The 18,120-nt window shown below is 44.5% G+C and carries 15 protein-coding genes and 1 pseudogene; 1 reads left to right on the top strand and 15 read right to left on the bottom strand.

What is annotated here, in order from left to right; translation table 11 throughout:
• Positions 1 to 8: 8 nt before the first annotated feature.
• The 15 genes and pseudogenes from AC0VZ8_RS01770 to AC0VZ8_RS01700 form a co-directional block, all read right to left on the bottom strand.
• The gene (locus tag AC0VZ8_RS01770) at positions 9 to 1,385 is read right to left on the bottom strand and encodes a sugar phosphate nucleotidyltransferase (protein WP_475485853.1); all 1,377 of its coding nucleotides are present in this window, start codon (positions 1,383 to 1,385) and stop codon (positions 9 to 11) included.
• A gap of 2 nt (positions 1,386 to 1,387) precedes the next feature.
• The gene (locus AC0VZ8_RS01765; RefSeq protein WP_277747572.1) at positions 1,388 to 2,527 is read right to left on the bottom strand and encodes a glycosyltransferase; all 1,140 of its coding nucleotides are present in this window, start codon (positions 2,525 to 2,527) and stop codon (positions 1,388 to 1,390) included.
• Positions 2,527 to 3,723: a glycosyltransferase family 4 protein gene (locus AC0VZ8_RS01760; RefSeq protein ID WP_475485852.1), complete on the bottom strand. Its 1,197-nt coding sequence runs from the start codon at positions 3,721 to 3,723 to the stop codon at positions 2,527 to 2,529. Before AC0VZ8_RS01760 ends, AC0VZ8_RS01765 begins: the two co-directional genes overlap by 1 nt.
• Positions 3,720 to 4,958 (bottom strand): glycosyltransferase family 4 protein, encoded by a 1,239-nt coding sequence (locus tag AC0VZ8_RS01755; RefSeq protein WP_332294707.1) that lies wholly within the window; start codon positions 4,956 to 4,958, stop codon positions 3,720 to 3,722. The genes AC0VZ8_RS01760 and AC0VZ8_RS01755 overlap by 4 nt, the downstream gene beginning before the upstream one ends.
• 121 nt (positions 4,959 to 5,079) lie before the next feature.
• Entirely contained in the window at positions 5,080 to 6,132 is a 1,053-nt protein-coding gene (locus AC0VZ8_RS01750) for a glycosyltransferase family 4 protein (RefSeq protein WP_475485851.1), read from the bottom strand.
• Between the two features lie 38 nt (positions 6,133 to 6,170).
• Positions 6,171 to 7,517 carry a lipopolysaccharide biosynthesis protein gene (locus tag AC0VZ8_RS01745; protein WP_475485850.1) on the bottom strand — a complete coding sequence of 449 codons (1,347 nt, stop codon included), beginning with the start codon at positions 7,515 to 7,517 and terminating at the stop codon, positions 6,171 to 6,173.
• 13 nt (positions 7,518 to 7,530) lie between these two features.
• On the bottom strand, positions 7,531 to 8,682 hold the full coding sequence (locus AC0VZ8_RS01740; RefSeq protein ID WP_475485849.1) for a glycosyltransferase family 4 protein: 1,152 nt from the start codon (positions 8,680 to 8,682) through the stop codon (positions 7,531 to 7,533).
• Entirely contained in the window at positions 8,679 to 9,464 is a 786-nt protein-coding gene (locus AC0VZ8_RS01735) for an SGNH/GDSL hydrolase family protein (RefSeq protein ID WP_475485848.1), read from the bottom strand. The genes AC0VZ8_RS01740 and AC0VZ8_RS01735 overlap by 4 nt, the downstream gene beginning before the upstream one ends.
• Positions 9,465 to 9,466: 2 nt before the next feature.
• A complete protein-coding gene (locus tag AC0VZ8_RS01730) occupies positions 9,467 to 10,891 on the bottom strand; it encodes an O-antigen ligase family protein (RefSeq protein WP_475485847.1) in 1,425 nt (474 codons plus the stop codon).
• A pseudogene (locus AC0VZ8_RS01725) lies at positions 10,870 to 11,794 on the bottom strand (glycosyltransferase family 2 protein). The gene AC0VZ8_RS01730 and the pseudogene AC0VZ8_RS01725 overlap by 22 nt, the downstream one beginning before the upstream one ends.
• Before the next feature lie 29 nt (positions 11,795 to 11,823).
• The gene (locus AC0VZ8_RS01720; RefSeq protein WP_119850452.1) at positions 11,824 to 12,522 is read right to left on the bottom strand and encodes a sugar transferase; all 699 of its coding nucleotides are present in this window, start codon (positions 12,520 to 12,522) and stop codon (positions 11,824 to 11,826) included.
• A gap of 6 nt (positions 12,523 to 12,528) precedes the next feature.
• Positions 12,529 to 13,425 carry a UTP--glucose-1-phosphate uridylyltransferase GalU gene (gene galU / locus AC0VZ8_RS01715; RefSeq protein WP_475487627.1) on the bottom strand — a complete coding sequence of 299 codons (897 nt, stop codon included), beginning with the start codon at positions 13,423 to 13,425 and terminating at the stop codon, positions 12,529 to 12,531.
• 289 nt (positions 13,426 to 13,714) lie between these two features.
• A complete protein-coding gene (locus tag AC0VZ8_RS01710; RefSeq protein ID WP_119850453.1) occupies positions 13,715 to 14,356 on the bottom strand; it encodes a CpsD/CapB family tyrosine-protein kinase in 642 nt (213 codons plus the stop codon).
• Positions 14,337 to 15,089 carry a YveK family protein gene (locus tag AC0VZ8_RS01705; RefSeq protein WP_475485846.1) on the bottom strand — a complete coding sequence of 251 codons (753 nt, stop codon included), beginning with the start codon at positions 15,087 to 15,089 and terminating at the stop codon, positions 14,337 to 14,339. Before AC0VZ8_RS01705 ends, AC0VZ8_RS01710 begins: the two co-directional genes overlap by 20 nt.
• Positions 15,090 to 15,439: 350 nt before the next feature.
• A complete protein-coding gene (locus tag AC0VZ8_RS01700; protein ID WP_475485845.1) occupies positions 15,440 to 17,407 on the bottom strand; it encodes a glycosyl hydrolase family 28-related protein in 1,968 nt (655 codons plus the stop codon).
• 242 nt (positions 17,408 to 17,649) lie between these two features.
• Between AC0VZ8_RS01700 and AC0VZ8_RS01695 the strand changes: the two genes are divergently transcribed.
• Complete coding sequence (locus tag AC0VZ8_RS01695) at positions 17,650 to 18,120, top strand: VanZ family protein (RefSeq protein WP_475485844.1); 471 nt, start codon at positions 17,650 to 17,652, stop codon at positions 18,118 to 18,120.

Raw genomic sequence — 18,120 nt, 5'->3', positions numbered from 1 at the left:
TTTACCTGCTAATTCAAAACACTTACCTTGATCTCGTCCCAATTCATCGCCAGTCTCACAATATCGTCCTCAATCAATTCACTGCCTGTTTGTACCTCAATGATTTCGATATCCGTGATCGCGCGCAAACTATGTCTTGCTTCAGCCGAGATGACGATGACATCCCCCTTTTCGATCAAGCGAAGGTTACCGTCCAATATCATTTCGCCATGACCAGAAATCACTGTCCATACCTCGCTGCGCAGCAAATGATATTGATAACTGAGATTCTTGCCCTCTAAGATGCATATCCGTTTAGTTAATACTTCATTACCGTTTGGATATTTCGTGTAATCCAGCACGCGATATCGCCCCCAGCGGCGCTCTTCATACATAGGTCGTTGATCTCCGAATTGGAGCACTTCCTTTATCCGCATACTGGCGCTTTTCTCAGAAACCAGAATACCATCCGGACTAGCGGCAACAATCAAATTAGGCGCACCTATCACCGTTATAGGAATATCCAGTTCATTGATGACATGGGTATTGGAGGAATCGTCGGTTAGTGTCCCTTTTCCAATCAAAGTAGTATTAATTTCTTCGGTCAACGCATCCCAGGTGCCCAGATCTTTCCACATTCCTGCATAAGGCATAACAACAATGTCCTTGGCTTTCTCAACCACAGCGTAATCAAAGCTTGTTTTTTCGATGCGTCGATATTGATGAAGCAGTTCATCGTATTGAATAGGAAGCGAGTGTTCAATTAAGTAATGAATGAGAAATTCAAGCCGGAAAGCAAACACGCCACAGTTCCAAAGCGCCTTCTGCTCTAGGAGCTGAAGTGCATGCTTTGCTTTAGGCTTCTCTACAAAATGGCTTACCTTGTAGAACCCCGTACCATCCTCTAAAATGGATGCCGATTGAGGGACAATATAACCAAATTTCGTAGATGGATGATCAGGCGAAACCCCCATCAGCCCTAGATCAGCCTTTGTTTCCAGCATTAATGCTTCTAATGCCTTCACCTTCTCGAAGAAATGATCCTCGACGAACGGATCTACCGGAAGTACGACGACAACCTCATTTAGACCGATACCTTTAACGGAATACAAATAACCAGCCGATAAAGCGATAGCCGGAAAAGTATCTCTCCGTTCCGGTTCAACGATAATTTCCACTTCATAACCAAGCTGATTTTGGAGCAGCTCAACCTGTGATTTTCCGGTTGCCACAACCGCGGATTGTTGAAGGTCCATTTGTCCTAACTGACTCCATACTCTCTGAACCATCGACTGGCGACGTCCTGACTCCCCGTCCAATATTTTCAGAAACTGCTTGGAACGTGTCTCATTGGATAACGGCCATAATCGGTTGCCGCTGCCCCCAGACAATAGAACAATGTGCATGATTAATAGCTCCCTTCAACTTCCATAAGCTTAGCGTTAATCTCTCTTGCTCTAATCAGGCCGTCGATGCTGGACTGCAGCCGTTTCACGAATACATCCTCGCTAAATTTCTCAGCATGCTGCCGAATCGATTCCGGATTCCATTCATATAAATCAAAGCGTCTAATCGTTTCGGAGAGCGACTCTATCGATTGTTCGTTAAAAAACAGTCCTGTCTTCTCCGCTACAACCGTGTCCAAAGCTCCACCTTCACGGTAAGCAATAATTGGACGGCCGCATGCATTCACTTCGAGTGGTGTAATCCCGAAATCCTCAATTCCCGGAAAGATGAGCGCTTGGCAATGCTGCATGTATCGGACAACTTCTTCGTCGCTTTTTCTGCCGAGAAAAGTGACGGTATCACCCGCTAACTGCTCAAGCCTCTGTCGATCCGGTCCATCCCCAACTACAAGCAACCGTTTGCCCAGTCGGGTGCAGGCCTCTACGGCCAGGTCAATTCTTTTGTAAGATACGAGTCTGGAGACGATCAGGAAATAATCTTCCGGCTTCTCTTCATCGATGCTAAATCGGCTAATTTCTACAGGAGGAAATATAATGGACGCATTTAATCCATACCATTGCCTGATCCTTTGTTTCACAATGCTGGAGTTGGCAATAAGGTAGTCCACCTGCTTGGAATTGTTTTTATCCCATGCCTGAAGAGGGTAGGTGAACCATTTGGCAACCCGCTTCACAAGATTGGGCACTTGCACACTGTCCATATAGGCTTCAAAATTCCAGGCAAAGCGCATGGGAGCATGGCAATAACATACGTGTACACTCTGACTTCCCTTCCGCACGCCTTTAGCATAAGCACTGCTGGAGCTTAGAATCAGATCGTAATCTTTCACGTTCATGGATCGAACCGCGAAAGGATACAGCCAGAAGAAGAGTTTGAATTTGCCCAATATCCCAGGTATGCGCTGCATCCAGGTGGTATGAATCACAGCGTCTTTCAATTCGGGCAGAAGTTTATTCTGATCGACGATCGTCGTATAAATCGGAGCATCGGGAAACATTTTGTGGAATACAGCCACAACCCGTTCGGCGCCTCCCATCTGATTGAGATAATCATGTACGATAGCCACTTTCAAATTCCGCATTATACAATCTCCTTCGCCTGCTGGCGTTCTTTAAATTCGACGCCGGGTCTCGCCAAGAGCTCTTTATAAATCTGTTGAACTTTATAAGATGTCTGCTTAATGGAGAACATCTCCCTTGCCCTTTCCTGTCCATTTTGACTAAATAAAGACCATATGACCTGATCATCCAGTACCTGACGGATATACAGTGCGAGTTCATCTATATTTCCGATTTCGTACATGAAGCCGCTCATCCCATGTTCAATAATCTCAGGGACACCGCCTCCCCTGGTTCCCACAACTGGAACCCCTTGTGACATGGCTTCAATAATGACTCTCCCGAAAGGTTCATGATCTGAACATAATAAAAGGAGATCTGCAGCACAGCAGATCTCCAATACATCTTCCCGAAACCCGGTAAATATAACTTTGTCTTCAAGATTAAAAGCTTTAACCATCTCTTTCAATCTTTCCAGATAACGTTCGTTCTCTGGTCTGAACTTGGCTTCCCCGACGATCCATAAAACGACATTCCGTTCTTCATGAATAAGACCGGCGAATGCTTCTATGGCATCTTCTTGCCTTTTCCAGGGAGCAATTTGACCGATAATGGCCAGCACTCGCGCTTCCTGGGGAGTTTGTAATTCCGAACGGATACGGTCATTAATCCTTTCTCTTTCTTCATTATGAAAACTCTTTAGCTCTACACCGTTATGAACAAGGCGACACTGCCCAGCTACGGAAGGATGATCCATACTTTGTAAAACAGATTCTGAGATACAGATCAGTGCTTTAGCTTTACTCCCTCCAAGCCTTTTGATTAAATTGCCAATAAAGCCTTGGGGAGGTATGTCTCGAATATGCCATACAACAGGCAGTCGATGGTACCATCCGAATAATCCAGCCATGATACCTGCTCTTATGGAATTCGCATGGATGAGATCCACTCTGCTTTTTTTCATGAGGAGAGCTAGCTTCCACCCTGCCCACAGCATCCCTATCATATAGACAACTAGGAGAAATGGATTTCTCGTCATTCTCGCGCGGAAGCTCGGCAGAGCAACAATTTCGATCCCTAGATTGCGTGCCTTCTGCAGGAGCTCCCCTTCGGGGGCAAATATAATCGGATGCGCCTCCGTTAAATATTTTGCGGTCAACAAGAGACTGATCTCCGCGCCGCTTACCGCGCTCGTATGGTTATAAAAGGCGATTTTCATGTTCTGAACACCTTTCTTTTGTCGACTTCTTCGGTAAATACTTCGGTTACCGATTCTGCCACACGACTCCAAGTATACCGATTCAATACATGCTCCCTGCACGCTTCCCGTGAAGGAAGGAATGAGTCTTTATTCAATACATCGATGATTTTCTTGCTTATCGACTCAGCAGTACCGTCTTTAAACATCAAATCATCCGAAACCTGATGCAGGATTTCCTTCGTTCCCCCATATGGAGTTCCCAGTACTGGCGTGCCACAAGCGAGAGACTCCACGGTAATCAGACCGAATCCCTCTAACGTCAGTGTCGGCACTAAACTGATATCCGCAGCCTGATAGTACTGAACGAGTTCCTCATTTGATATTCTGCCAAGCAGTTTCACATTGGGAGACAGTCCAAGACGAAGAATCAAGTCTTCATACTCCGCCCGCATCGGTCCGTCTCCACCGATGAACAGCCGGACCTCAGGGAATACTCGGACCACATCAACCATGGCATGAATCAGCCGGTCAATCCCCATTCTGCGAACTAATCTCCTGATACAGAAGAGTAAAGGTTGATAGGAGGAGATGCCTAATTGCAATCTCAATTCATTACGATCTGGGTGCGGCCGGAAGCGATTATGATCCACTGCACCGGGTATGATATGTATTTTCCGCTCATCTACGCCGTAGGTTTCTGTCAATACATCGCGGAAATATTCACTGAGCACGATGAAACTGTCGGAACGACGGTAGGTTAATTGCTCCACTTGCTTTTTGATCCAATACTTTGTATTTTTTATTGCACTCGTAGTTGACTTCTCTTCTACTCTGGATTCCATTGCCCATGGACCATGGAAGTGAGTGACAATAGGAATATGCGCTGGGATACGGTTTCTTGTAACCATGGTTGTGTAAAACGCAAAATGTGGATTAAATACATCCGGACGAAAGTTCCTTACAGCTTCTACAGCGTGCTTTTGAACCAATCTCATGCGTGGAAGAAAGTGATTGATTTTAATTTCTTGAGCCGCGTTACTAATATTCCGGTCAGAAGGCAGCTTTGCTCCTTTAGGAGCAACGACAAAGCCCAGTTCAGAATGTCCAAATTCTTTCATCGCTTTGGTGTAATCTGCAAAGTAACGGTTTAAACCTCCATGCTGGATATCAATCCATCCCATTCCGGTTGAAAGCACATTCATGGTATCTCTCTTTTCTTTAAATTTTTTAAAGCGAATTTCATTACCCATCATGGCCCATGGCCTTAGCCCCGTAAATATTGTATGGCTCTCTTGTAACAATCCAACCGGTTTCTTGCTGCGTTGTCCCAAGTAAATGATTTGAATAATCAACTCCAGCTATTTGATTCCGGCGCTAACCAATCAAAAGATCCTCATAAATCTTTAATGTCTCCTTGGCGACACGTTCTACTTTATAAAAATCAAGTCCTTGCTGGGCAGAGATCTTGTATTTTTCACGAAGTTCCGCATCGCGCAGCATGTTAATGATGGACTCTGCCAGCTTTTCCGGTGCTTTTGGCGGTACCAGCATGCCCGATTTACCAAAGTCCAGCGCCTCTGGGATACCATCTACTTCGGTAGCGACGATAGCGCACCCCGATTCCCTGGCCTCAAGAAGCACTAGAGGAAACGGGTCTTTGTGCGAAGCTAACACAAATACTTCAGACGATCCCATATATTTTTTAGGGTCCGTCTGAAACCCTTCAAAATGAATTCTATGATGGTTTGCCGATTGGGAGGCTATTATTTTAAACCGTTCTCTCTCCGGTCCGTCTCCCACAATATACAACTCAGAATCTGGACATTGCTCAGATACGATATTAAATGCTTCAATAAGATCAGCTATGCCTTTTCGTTCATTTAACCCGGCAACGGTAACGATGGAACGTCCCTTGAGCTGGATTCCTGCCGATTGCTCATTTCTTCTGCTTCCGATTGTTCCATTCAGAACAACGCGGAGCTTCCGAGAATCGACTCCTCGCTTGGCCATCGATTTGGCTACGGCGTGACTGACCGCAATAACCGTATCTCCTACCTTCATGTAGTCGGCGCTCCTCTGAAACTCGTTATGAACATGGGTAACGATCTTGTATTTGTTGAATCCTTTTAAATACCGTGAGAGCAAGGCCCCAGTCATCATGTGTGCATGAATTACATCCGGCTGGAAACGTTTGACGATATCCCGGAAACGAAAAAAAGCCTGCATGATTTGCAGAGGCTTTCTCGTCTGATCCAACTTATAATGCTCAATGTTATGTTGTCGCAACAAAGCCGAATACTCGCCCCCTTCGGATGCCACTGCCACCTTATGTCCTAACATAGCTTGCTCGCATGCCACGTCAATCATGACATTGACAATGCCGTTTCCGGACTGCTTAACATGATTGGCAATATGCAGGATGTTCAAATGATCACCTCTTCTTCTTGATCTTACGTACTTCTTCGCTATGACATCGGTTCTTTGCTGCGTGCTTTTTGACGACGTATACGCTCAAGGAGCCATAGAATATCGGTTTTCGAAATGAACCATTGTTGGAATGCAACTTGATGCTTTAGAGTATAAATCAGAAAAATCACCGTTATTTCTACCAGTGACGTAGCCAATAATGATATCGCCGCACCCTGAATGCCCAGAAGAGGAATGAATATATTCATTAGAATAACGTTCATCCCCAGCGTGGAAATGCGGATGATCGTCACGGACCCAGGTTTCCCGATGGACATAAAGCCTTGGGCCAGAATCCACGAAATGCTTGTGATCGCAGTTTGAAAGATCAAAATTCGGAATACCGAAACTGCCTCCACGAATGATTTGCCATACAAGAGAATCAGAAGATAAGGAGCAATCATGTAAACTGCTGCGCCTACAAAAAAGGTAACCACTGCGCTGATTCGAGTTACCTTAAAAGTCAACTGCAGAGCCTCTTCCTGCTGGAGCCCCGACGCCTTAGGGAACAATACCGAAGTAATGGCGCCTTGAATCGTATTTAACATTTTCGCAAGGTTTAAGGACACGACATATAAGCCAAGAGCACTCGGAGACAATAAACCGACAACTAAGATCTGATCGATATAACCTGAGAAAGTTCCGGCCACATCCGTTCCGTATGACCTGATTCCGTATCCCAGCAGCTTCTTCCCTGATTCTATCTTATGCTTTTGTTTTATCTTATAATGGGAAACCAATTTAAATGTCGTCCATAGGGCAATGGGGATCGCCGGCAGGAGGTATGCTACCGATGTGAGGAACGGTGTAACATGCCCTGCCATGACTAGAATGCATAGCAGGATTAAGGTCCCCAGTACCGGAATGTATCGCATGAAATTGTAAAGGTGGTACTCTCCCCTGGATTGCAAGGCAGCCGTATTAATGGTGCCGATCATGGCGATAGGAGACATGACCAATGCCCAGACCGCAAACTCAATAACCTGATCGGAATAGCCCTTCATCCAGAATGGGATGATGACTGCACCGATTGCCATAGCAGCACATCCCAGCAGTACGCACGTATATAACGACGTAACATAAAGAGAGCCCTGATTCCCATCCTTTTTCTTCATGTAATACACCAGTGCGGCCGGAATCCCTAACGTTAAGGAATAAGCCAAAAATCTCGGCCACATAATCATGGCAGCTTGTTCCCCTCGCCCTTCCGGCCCTAAGAACCGTGCAATGATAATGCCTGTTAACACATTTAAACCAAGGATGAATACATTGGAGGCAAATATTTGAACGACGTTTCCTAAACTGCCCCAATGCCTTCTGTGCCTAATTAAATTTGTGATCGCCATTGATCGTATCCCTTCAGGCCTGGTTACCGGTCATAAATTTTATATTAGATGCTTGATAGAACAACTGCAGGTATTTGTCGGACATATGCTCCCATGAATTCCCTAGAGCGTCCTCCCTTGCTCTCAGTGCCATTAATTCCAACCGCTCACGGTTGGAACATAGTTCCCTCAGCGCCTGAATTAAAGCTGAGGTATTGTCCGGGTCCTCTATAACGATAGCCGATTGATCGGACAGAAGCTCTACAGCACCGCAGCGATTGCTAGTGATTACCGGAAGACCCGAAGCCATCGCCTCCAAAATAACAAGCGAGAAAGGCTCGTATCTTGACGGGAAAATAAACAAGTCCGCCAGAGACATAATTTCTGCTACATCTCTCCGATAGCCTAAAAAGTGTACGCGGTGGCTGATCCCTAATTTCTCGGCTAATTTGGGAAATGGGCTTTTCTCGGTATATCCAAGCACTAAGAGATCGATATGTTCGACTTGTGCCAATGCCAACAACACACTATCTAGGTTTTTGCGTTTCGATCTCAAGTCTCCGGCAAAAAGTGCATAGGTACGATTCTCGGCCAGGTTAAAATCAGCACGGTTCACCGATCTAGGATAGAATTCGTTCAAATCTACACCATTGGAAACCACTGAAATTCGATGAGCCTTTATACGGGCATCCTGCAACAATTCCTGCTTCACCTGTTCTGATACCGCTACTATTTGTCTGGTTCGCTTCAATGCATGGCGTTCCAACAACGAATTCAAGCCGTTATATACCAGCTGATAAAAGCTTCTTGCATTTTTCTGCTCACGGAACGGATGATACTTGGACTTTATCCATGCACTGTGTACAAAGTGAACACAGTTAATGTCGGAATTCGCGTACGTTATAAAGCCGTTCACAACGACCAAATCTAGTCCTCTACGGTTTCCCCAAATCCAGAATGCGGACACCAGAGCAAACCATTGATATTTGAGCAGCATTGTTGGAATCTTTTGAGTTCCAATCCTTATCCATGTAATTTGAGAGTGGACTCTTAGTTCCTCCGCCAGCTCTGATGATATGATGATTATGTCATGCCCTTTCTTTATAGCTTCCGTAATAACCTCATAATTGACTCTTCCCTGCCCGTCTCCTTTCTTCACCTTATGTGTAACGAAACATATTTTCATCCGCCTACCTCTTTCAAAAATTGATTATTTTCCATCAATGAATGTTGACAGATGGTCCTCATAAGCGCTTCGGCAATTTTTCTATGACCTTCTTCATTCGGATGGAAGCGATCCTGAAAATAATCATTCCATTTATGCAATTGTCCTGAGGAGTCACACATAAATACACGGTTTGTCAATCTACTGCTTTCATAAACCTCCTTAAGTGCATTCCTATACTTCTTCATCGAAGCCGGAGAACCTGGAAAATATCTCTCTTCAATCTCGCCTGGAGTCAGAAGAATTATCTTCGTTTTTGTACTATGATTTAAAACAGTAAATATAAATTCTGTGGTTTGTTTTTTGAAATCCTCAACACTCATCCACTGTTTTCCACCAAAGGCCTTGATAAGACTAACCTTTACCCTCCAACGAATGGCTGACTCTGTTTTTTCCAACCACTTTCTAGGCTTTCGAGTCGAATAGTAAGGTCTTGGATCCATCCAACCAGGTCTCCTCCATCTTTTAGGCATAAACTTAAGATACTTTCTTTGCTCCCTGACTACGGATTCCGTATTACCATGTGCAAACACAATGATGTCCGGCTGTAATTCTAAAATTTTCGTTTCATATTTTTGTCTTGACTCATCCACTTGCATGGCGCTTGCACCAAAATTTATAATCTCAATTGGAGTGGGATATAAATCCTGTAGTTTCATTTGCAATTGGTTGGTGTATGTTTTGCCTGATTTAACTACTCCCAATCCGGCTGTAATTGAACCACCTAAAAAAGCTATTAACATTTTTATTGTTCCTCCCGGTTTGAGGACTTGGGTATAAATGAGATTGAAATAACCAGCATTAGTAAAAATCCGCTTAACCCACGTAGAACATTACTTGCAAATAGAAGAAATAATATTGCGCAGATGGAGGCTAAGGAGATGGGAGTATACACTTTTTCTCTCTTACTTGCCTTGTACAGATGAACCAAAAGGTACCCTAAGAGGATCAGAATAGCTAACCCAAAAGGTAATCCAAAGGTATAGAATACATTGAGATACCCGTTATCGAATGCTACCAACGTGTCTGAATTCTGGGTTAATTTCGCTCCAAGTCCTGAGCTCCCGAGCCCCATTCCAACCGGATTAGCCAAAACTGCCGAAAAAATATGGGTTGAGAACAGGAGCCGTTCATTAAAGGAATGGTCCTCTTCCAAAGACCCAAACGTATCGATTCGGGAAGTCACTTGACTGGAACCCGGTAGAACAGGCAGCAAAAACTGGTAAGCGAGGATAATGACAACACCCAACATAAGCAATTGTACTTTGCTCTTTAACTGGGAACGGATAAAGTAGGCAAAGACCATGACTGCATATGCAATCCAACCCACGCGAACCAGCGTCAGCAGGAGAGCAAAAGCCACGAGCATAATCCCGACCACGCCGAACGCTCTCCATTTTTTTTGTATCGTCATGATGGCGAGTGCGAGAGCAAGAAACACACCCGCTGGCCCAGGCGAGTTCAATAATGAAAACACGCGGAATTTTTGTGGTTCAGGAAGGCCAATCGATTTCATTTCGGAGCTAATCATCCAAAATTTATCCCAAGGAGGAAGAGCCAAATATTGATAGATTCCATATACGGCAACGATTACGGCAAGATACCCCAAGCTCTTCATCCACTTATCACGGACATCTTGATCGAATCGGCTTACATTCGCGTAAGCCAAAACCATGAAGGGAACTACATAATTGAGCAGATCAAAAACGGAAGATAGCCCATATCTAAGGAATCCGATGCCAAACCCATAGATCAGAGCAACTCCCATGATTTTCAACAGAAGACCGATTCTTCGATCCAATTGCTTGATATTCTTGATGATGGGAATTAGCATGGTCAGGCTTACACAATAAGGTATCATTGAGATCATGGAGGTGTTGGTATACGACTGAAATGACCAATCTAGCAAACGTCTCATTTCCGGGCTCATAACCCACATGAGCAGTGAGTAAGGGACCAATGCATGAGGACGTTTAAAATAGACGTGAAGTGCCAGCATCATGCTAAGAATAAGAAGTGTACATTCTAGGAGCCTTATATGGAGCGAGCCGATTGATCCGACAATTCCGACCATGACTCCAAGAATAATGACACACGCCAGCACGATGAGGCGATGGATCCACCGTCCCACAGCGGTTCGCGTACCGCTTATTCCAAAGATTCTCTCCATGTTCTCCAACCATCCCATCTGCCCTTCAAGGCCAACCTCACCTTTTTCAATGCTATGCCCTTTTGAAAAGGTAACAATCGTATACATTGAGCAACACCAGGCGTGGCCTTGCTCCCTACGGTAACCACCCAGCATAGATACAACACTCGGTTAATCGTAGTGACGTGTTTTAACACCGAATAGGTTTCATTATGGACCGCATTAATAAAGGCGGTTTCATTAAAGTTGTTTCGTTGATCCTCATCAAAACGTTCGGCCGGATAATGATCCACGCGTACTTTAGGATCAAATAACAGTTTCCAGCCCTTACTCTTAACGGCCAAGCTGAATTCCAGCTCATTATGGACTTGAGCACCTGTCCCCTTCAATTTTTCGTCAAATCTCAAACCTTGAATAGCCTCTCTTCGGAAACTCATATTAGCGCCTTTCAGGATATCGACCTCCCGAGCGCTTCCTAATCCAATATGATGATTTCCGATAATGCGACCGTAAGGCTTGATAATGCCAACCTGACTCTTCACAGCCGGAATGGGAACACCCCGGGAATGCACGATGTCCCTGCCACCGACACCTCCAATATCAGGATTCAACATATAATGGCGTTCCAGCAGTTCTAGCCAATCGGCGTGGGGGACGGTATCATCGTCAGTAAGTACGACGATTGAGCCATTACTTTGTTGGATCCCCTGATTTAATGCAGCGATTACGCCAGTTTTTTTCGATCAGCACTATTTTCGTGTTCGCCATTTTTACCAAAGAAAGGTGCTGCAGTGTCTGATGATCGGTGTTTCTGACAATAATAATGATCTCGTCAGGGACTCTTGTCTGACACCGGATCCCCTCCAGGCATTTATAGAGGGCTTCAACTCGTTTATAAGTTGGAATGATGATGCTTATCGTCATGTTCATTCTCTAAACACACACTCCATCATTTAATAGGCTGAGTTAGGGAATATCATAATTTTCACAGTTCGGAACATAACTTTCACATCCAGCCAAATCCCTCTTCGTTCGATATACTCCAAATCCAAAGCGAGCATTTCTTGAAAGCTTAAATTGTTCCGTCCGCTTACCTGCCATAAACCGGTACAGCCGGGGCTCACCTTCAATCGCAGCTTATCGTAACGGCTATACTGCATAACTTCTCTAGGCAACGCAGGCCTTGGGCCTACCAGCGACATCTCGCCACGAACCACATTCCATAACTGCGGCAACTCGTCGATACTGGTCTTGCGAATAAACTTCCCAAGCTTCGTGACCCGGGGATCTTCCTTCATCTTAAACATGGCACCGCTGATTTCATTCTGTTCAAGCAGCTTATCCAGCAGTTCCTCCGCGTTTGAAACCATGGATCGGAATTTGTACATCCGAAACGGTCGCTCGTTCTTTCCGATACGGGTCTGATAAAAAAAAACAGACCCCTTGGGGTCCTCTAGCTTAATGAGTACAGATATGATTAAAAATAACGGCGACAGCAAAACAAGTCCAAAAAGCGCGAGCAAAAAGTCCATACCTCTCTTAATCGTCAGATACATGAACTTCGATTTGGGGTCTTCCAAAGCATATCTTGCATATTTCGAGGCTCCTTCAAAAACAACGTCTGCTTCGTTCCGTTGCGGACTGGGGTACATCTGTCGTCACCTCATTAGTGATTTATTTTGCTCGAGCGCTCGCTCAAGAATCGTTTCCATGCCTTGCAGCAACGGTTTGCGAAGCTCATCATTTTGCAGCGCAAAGTCCAGCGTTGTCATAATAAAACCTAGCTTCTCGCCAACATCATATCGTATTCCTTCAAAATCGTAAGCATATACGCCTTGAGCTTCGTTCAGTCTTTGAATTGCATCGGTCAATTGAATTTCCCCGCCGGCCCCTTCCTCTTGATTCTCAAGAAACCCAAAGATTTCGGGTGTTAATATATACCTTCCCATAATAGCAAGGCGGGAAGGCGCTTGACCGACTGGCGGCTTCTCGACAAAATAATCTACCTGATATAATCGGTCTATTCTCTCCAGTGGAGCTACGATTCCATAACGATGCGTCTGTTCATGAGGAACGGTCTGAACCCCGATCACGGATTTCTGCATCCGTTCAAACTGCTGTGCCAACTGTTGAATGCAAGGTGTTTGGGATTGCACAATATCATCCCCAAGCAACACGGCGAACGGCTCGTTACCAATGAAATTGCGTGCGCACCAGACTGCATGCCCCAGTCCGCGAGCTTCTTTCTGGCGTATGTAATGAATATCGACATTGGAAGATCTACGTACTTCGTCAAGTAAATCGAATTTGCCTTTGCTGAACAAATTATGCTCAAGTTCGAAGGCGTGGTCAAAATGGTCTTCGATGGAGCGTTTCCCTTTTCCCGTCACAATGATAATGTCCTCGATCCCCGAAGCTACCGCTTCTTCGACGATGTATTGAATAGTAGGCTTATCGACTATCGGTAGCATTTCTTTCGGCATTGCCTTTGTTGCAGGCAAGAACCTCGTCCCCAATCCTGCTGCAGGGATAATCGCTTTTTTCACTTTCTTCATCATCCATTCACTCTCCAACTTTATTCATAATTAAGCTTAAAATCCCTGAAACAGTGACTTATTAGCAGAAGGGCTTAGCTATGCCCTCTTCATAAAACAGAAAAGGACATAACTAATACTTCCATAAAGGGCATTTAACCCATCCTCACATCACACCCTCGACAATGATGTCTAAGGTCTTCTTGGAAACCCACAGCGTGACCGAGTATCTACAGTGATAAAGGTTCAGTAGACATTACCTTTATATTTATGTTTTTAACTTCTCGTAATCATGAAGCTTGAACAGAACCTAAATTAACCGGTTTAACACGATACCTAGCATCCGGGCATTCACATGATCCAGCTGCTCCTTGGCTTTCTTGAGGTGATCTTTTTTTACCTTGCCGGCAGCAGCGACCATGATGACACCGTCGCACAAGGAACTTATAATAACGCTGTCGGACACAGAGAGAACCGATGGCGTATCCACGAGAATGACGTCATATTGTTCTTTTAGTTGATTCAGCAGCTCGCGCATTCCTGAAGAATCAATCAATTCTGAAGGATTAGCAGGAACTGGTCCTGAAGGGAGAAGTGATAAATGATCAATCGATGTTTCCAGAATGGCATCCTGAATGCTTACGTAACCTGTCAGCAGCGTGCTCAAGCCTTGATGATTCATTTGGGAGAACACGCGATGCAAAGAGGGCTTGCGCATATCTGCATCAATCAAGAGGACCTTCTTGCCTTCCTGTGCGTAAGTAACAGCCAGATTGCTTATGGTAGTGGTTTTACCTTCTCCAGGCTGAGAGGAGGTGACCATTACCGTTTTTAAATCCTGATCTTTTGAGAAGAATGGAATTTTCGTTCGAAGGAGGCGATATACTTCCGAAACCTGTGATTTCGGATTATGGGATACAACAAGACTTATGTCATTGGTTGAGCGTCGCATATTGATTCTCACCTACTTTTTGTTTTTCGATTGCCTTCGCTCTCGTCGACTTTCTTAGGTCACTTTTGCTAATCTTCCCTACCACTGCCAGTACCGGAACATTCATAATCTCGATGATTTCAGCTTCAGCCTCGAGCGTATCGTCAAGGTAATCCAAAAGAAAGACGAATCCGATCGCGAGGATGAGCGAAACGACGAAGCTGATCAGTATATTCATGAGCGGGTTGAGGTTAATGGGGGCTGGCGTAATGGTCGAATCGGCTTCGCTTAATATCGTGATATTGTCCACATTCATGATGTTCGGAATTTGCTCCTTGAACACGGTTGAGACCCCATTAACAACTTTCACTGCCTTCTCATAGGATGTATCCTGGTACAGCAAGTTCATGACTTGTGAATTATTTGCCGATGTCACGGAAATCTTCGCTGCCAACTGAGCAGGACTCTCTCCCAATTCCGGGTATTTCTCGACAACTTTGTTCATGACAGCCGATGATTTGATAATTTCCTTGTACGAATTAATGAGAAATATACTGGTCTGAATTGTGCTCGCATTTAGGGTCGCTGCCCCATCCCCTGATGATTGGTTAACGATAAGCTTGGCGTTTGCCGCATAAATTGGTGTGGTAAAATAAAAGCTTTTTACGCCAGCTGCTGCCATTGCAATGATTACAATGATCACGATTAACCACCATTTTTTTTGAATAACTCGAAAATATTGTTTGAGTTCCATGCCATTGCAGCCCCCTGTTGGATTCTGGAATAGGAAATGAATTACTGCTGTTATTGAAATCCTCTAGGATATAAAGCTATCCTTGTCTTCAACTTCGAACGATACATTTCGTATACAATTTATATCCCATAATTTACGATACACTTTGTATCATGTCAAGGTTAATTTTCATGAATTTTCACAGACGTCGACACGTATTGTATCGTTAAAAAGACGAACAATTCCTTGATAACGCTTACCAATAATTAAGAATTCCTTGATTACTTCCTGGAGGGTAGCTATTTTCCCCAATGAAAACAGCCCGTTGATAGGGTTATCAACGGGCTGTTGTTTAATTAAATCGTATTCGATCATGCCTCCGTAATGTGTAAACTGCCGTTAGCAATCGAGAGCCGATATCTGGCATTTGTTACGGAGTCGGTTAAAATGATGCCATTACCTGATCCGGCGATTTCCAGCGAGTCCGTCATATAGCTATGAGAATAAGGGGAATAGGAACCAATGTGATCCCATGTCACCATTACGCCCGCAATATAGGTCTCGCCCGATTTCGGAATAAACCCTATGCTGAACTCGTATAGCAAGCCTGTTTTACTTGCCAGTTCCCTTCCCCGTAGATGCTTCCAGCCTTTTGTCTTCCATGTTATGGCATCGTTAAAAATATACTCTGCATTTTGAGCCGATATACGCCCAATCGATTTGAACGAAGTACCGCTTTCATAATCCGTTTCCAAAATGAAATATTGCATGGCAAGGTTTCGGTTTGAATCCCCCTGATACGGCAAAGATGGGGTATTGAATTTGATCCTTAGACTGGGAGATTGGGTTCCGTCAGGCGTTACCCTCAATATGACAGGCCGAATCCCGATCACCTGCTTCATCTCATTCGTAATAGGAATGGGTATCTGATCCACGGTGACGAGACTGATTGAGCCGCCGTTGGAGACGGTCCAATTAGATATTATTTCCGGATTGGAAAGCAGATTCGGCGCCGAAACCGGCATAAGCGTTCGATGCTCCCTTTCTTCCATTCGAGTTCGTAAATCAACTGTTTTATATAACGGGGTAACTTTCCTTCGGATTACCGTATCTGAAATCACCAAACCACAAAGATCAGATTCCTTGTCACCAGTCAAGATATCGATATAGGCTGAACCGATTGCCCCTGGAGCTGAGGATTTTCTTAATGTCCCAAGGTCATCATTGAATGTGACTGGGGCCGTGATCGTTCCAAACCAAGCCGCATACTGCTGTTTCTCACCAAGGGGCTTTAATTCATCCGGTAGCGGAAACTCCCAGGCCCCCGCATTTCCTGAATACGTCGGTACCGACCAAGAGAACCCGAAACCAAACATCCTTAAATTGGAGGTTGCTGATTTGCTCAGCAATTTGATCGCAGCCTCTCCGCATTGTTCAAACTGAGCGCTCGTATACATCCCGCTTAAACCCCGAACCGTGGAGGCTTGATTATACTCATCCATTTTACTGTCTATGCATTGATAGATGGCATAAGGTGAGAACCCTAGATGCGTTCGATGCAAGTGAGCATCAAATCCGCCGCGATGACCTGCATTCAACAGGGTACCCAGCAATACCCCGCAGAACGCGCCTGATATGCCTCCGCCTTGATAGAAATAATCCCCTGAATTAATCCGGCAGTATACACCGATTAATCCGTTCCAGCTAGAATCGTACGAATAAACATGACCATTCGTGCTGTTAAGCAGCTGGCCGACTTTTACGCCCGAAGTTCTGATATTTCTGAATATGGGTGTAGCTTTACCTGCCACTTCGATTGCCGCTGCTCCCACAGCAAACATGCTGTAGCTGTTTTGATCAAAGCTTTCTTTATCAATCCAAGTCGAAAGATTCCTGGAATTGTAGTCAGCAATACCGGTAACCGTAAAATCTTCAAAAATTGCTTTATCGCCAGAATTGCGGATTCTTATGCAAGGTAGCAGGTCGGTTGAAACATCTACCGGATCCCAAATGATATGGGTTCCCATCTCTCCGCTGTCCACATATGGAGCTATGCCGAATATCCCGCGGCTATTATTCTCTATGGTTTGCCTGATACGATAAGTACCAGCTGGTACAAACATCTTATAACGCTTGTCACACATGCTCATTGCTGCCTGGAAAGCTGCGGTATCATCCGTTTTGCCGTCACCGACAGCGCCAAACCATTTAACATTGATCCCATGGTTTTTCATTTCCTCATCCAACATAACAAAGTTAGAACTAAGTTCTTCCGGAAGTATCGGATCTGTGGGCGACCATGTATTCATCTTCATATAATCCGTCCGCTGTTTAGCCATGATGAACTCCTCCTAGCTGCTATCGTAGAATCCATTCCGAAAACGCTAAAACTAGGATACCTTTGAAGAAAATACTCTCCCCTTATACAAAACCAGCTGTTCGTTCACCTTGAAATAAGTTTGTGGCTGCTATATTATACAACCTTAGTTAGATACATTATGTAGCGGAAGTCGTTCATGTTCCTGTGTTTAACAAGAATGGATTTTTAAATTGAAGCGATAACAAGAAAAGGGGCTGTCCTATGCGTATCGTTCTCACGGTTATCTGGGCAATTGTCCTATTTATATTCACTTGCTCCGTTAACTTCAATCTTTTAGTCCAATATCACATTATTGATTTCCAGCTCAATCCAAGTCCTGATTGGTTGGAACTGGTCAAGCTGGATTTCCAATGGTATAGCCATGACTGGATTCTTCGAAAAATAGGCCATCTTATCGGTTTTTTCATTCTTGCCTTGCTCGCATCGAATTTTGGTAAATATAAACCCGCATTTTACTTGTCTGTCATCTACGCTGCATTAACAGAAATCCTCCAGCTCTTCTTCTTTCGAGGTGGCCGCATCTATGATGTGATGAACGACTCCTTCGGCATTCTCCTGGCTTATCTTTGCTGTCTCATCCTGTTCCGTAAAAGCTCAAGGAAGAAACGAAACTTCAATCTTGTTATTTCAACCAATTCCAATCATGTAAAACATGAAGAAAAAAAACATTGA

This window comes from Paenibacillus sp. QJM3NY_38 (genome assembly GCF_056173265.1).
The sequence above is the reverse complement of the archived record's forward strand: the minus strand, read 5'-3'. Positions and strand labels throughout refer to the sequence as shown.

What these genes read in the sequence shown, in the direction of transcription:
- galU (WP_475487627.1), bottom strand. Translation starts at nt 13,425, where the DNA reads ATGAAGAAAGTGAAAAAAGCGATTATCCCTGCAGCAGGATTGGGGACG.
- AC0VZ8_RS01765 (WP_277747572.1), bottom strand. Translation starts at nt 2,527, where the DNA reads ATGCGGAATTTGAAAGTGGCTATCGTACATGATTATCTCAATCAGATG.
- AC0VZ8_RS01745 (WP_475485850.1), bottom strand. Translation starts at nt 7,517, where the DNA reads ATGGCGATCACAAATTTAATTAGGCACAGAAGGCATTGGGGCAGTTTA.
- AC0VZ8_RS01760 (WP_475485852.1), bottom strand. Translation starts at nt 3,723, where the DNA reads ATGAAAATCGCCTTTTATAACCATACGAGCGCGGTAAGCGGCGCGGAG.
- AC0VZ8_RS01705 (WP_475485846.1), bottom strand. Translation starts at nt 15,089, where the DNA reads ATGGAACTCAAACAATATTTTCGAGTTATTCAAAAAAAATGGTGGTTA.
- AC0VZ8_RS01755 (WP_332294707.1), bottom strand. Translation starts at nt 4,958, where the DNA reads ATGATGGGTAATGAAATTCGCTTTAAAAAATTTAAAGAAAAGAGAGAT.
- AC0VZ8_RS01720 (WP_119850452.1), bottom strand. Translation starts at nt 12,522, where the DNA reads ATGTACCCCAGTCCGCAACGGAACGAAGCAGACGTTGTTTTTGAAGGA.
- AC0VZ8_RS01740 (WP_475485849.1), bottom strand. Translation starts at nt 8,682, where the DNA reads ATGAAAATATGTTTCGTTACACATAAGGTGAAGAAAGGAGACGGGCAG.
- AC0VZ8_RS01710 (WP_119850453.1), bottom strand. Translation starts at nt 14,356, where the DNA reads ATGCGACGCTCAACCAATGACATAAGTCTTGTTGTATCCCATAATCCG.
- AC0VZ8_RS01695 (WP_475485844.1), top strand. Translation starts at nt 17,650, where the DNA reads ATGCGTATCGTTCTCACGGTTATCTGGGCAATTGTCCTATTTATATTC.
- AC0VZ8_RS01700 (WP_475485845.1), bottom strand. Translation starts at nt 17,407, where the DNA reads ATGGCTAAACAGCGGACGGATTATATGAAGATGAATACATGGTCGCCC.
- AC0VZ8_RS01730 (WP_475485847.1), bottom strand. Translation starts at nt 10,891, where the DNA reads ATGGAGAGAATCTTTGGAATAAGCGGTACGCGAACCGCTGTGGGACGG.
- AC0VZ8_RS01735 (WP_475485848.1), bottom strand. Translation starts at nt 9,464, where the DNA reads ATGTTAATAGCTTTTTTAGGTGGTTCAATTACAGCCGGATTGGGAGTA.
- AC0VZ8_RS01770 (WP_475485853.1), bottom strand. Translation starts at nt 1,385, where the DNA reads ATGCACATTGTTCTATTGTCTGGGGGCAGCGGCAACCGATTATGGCCG.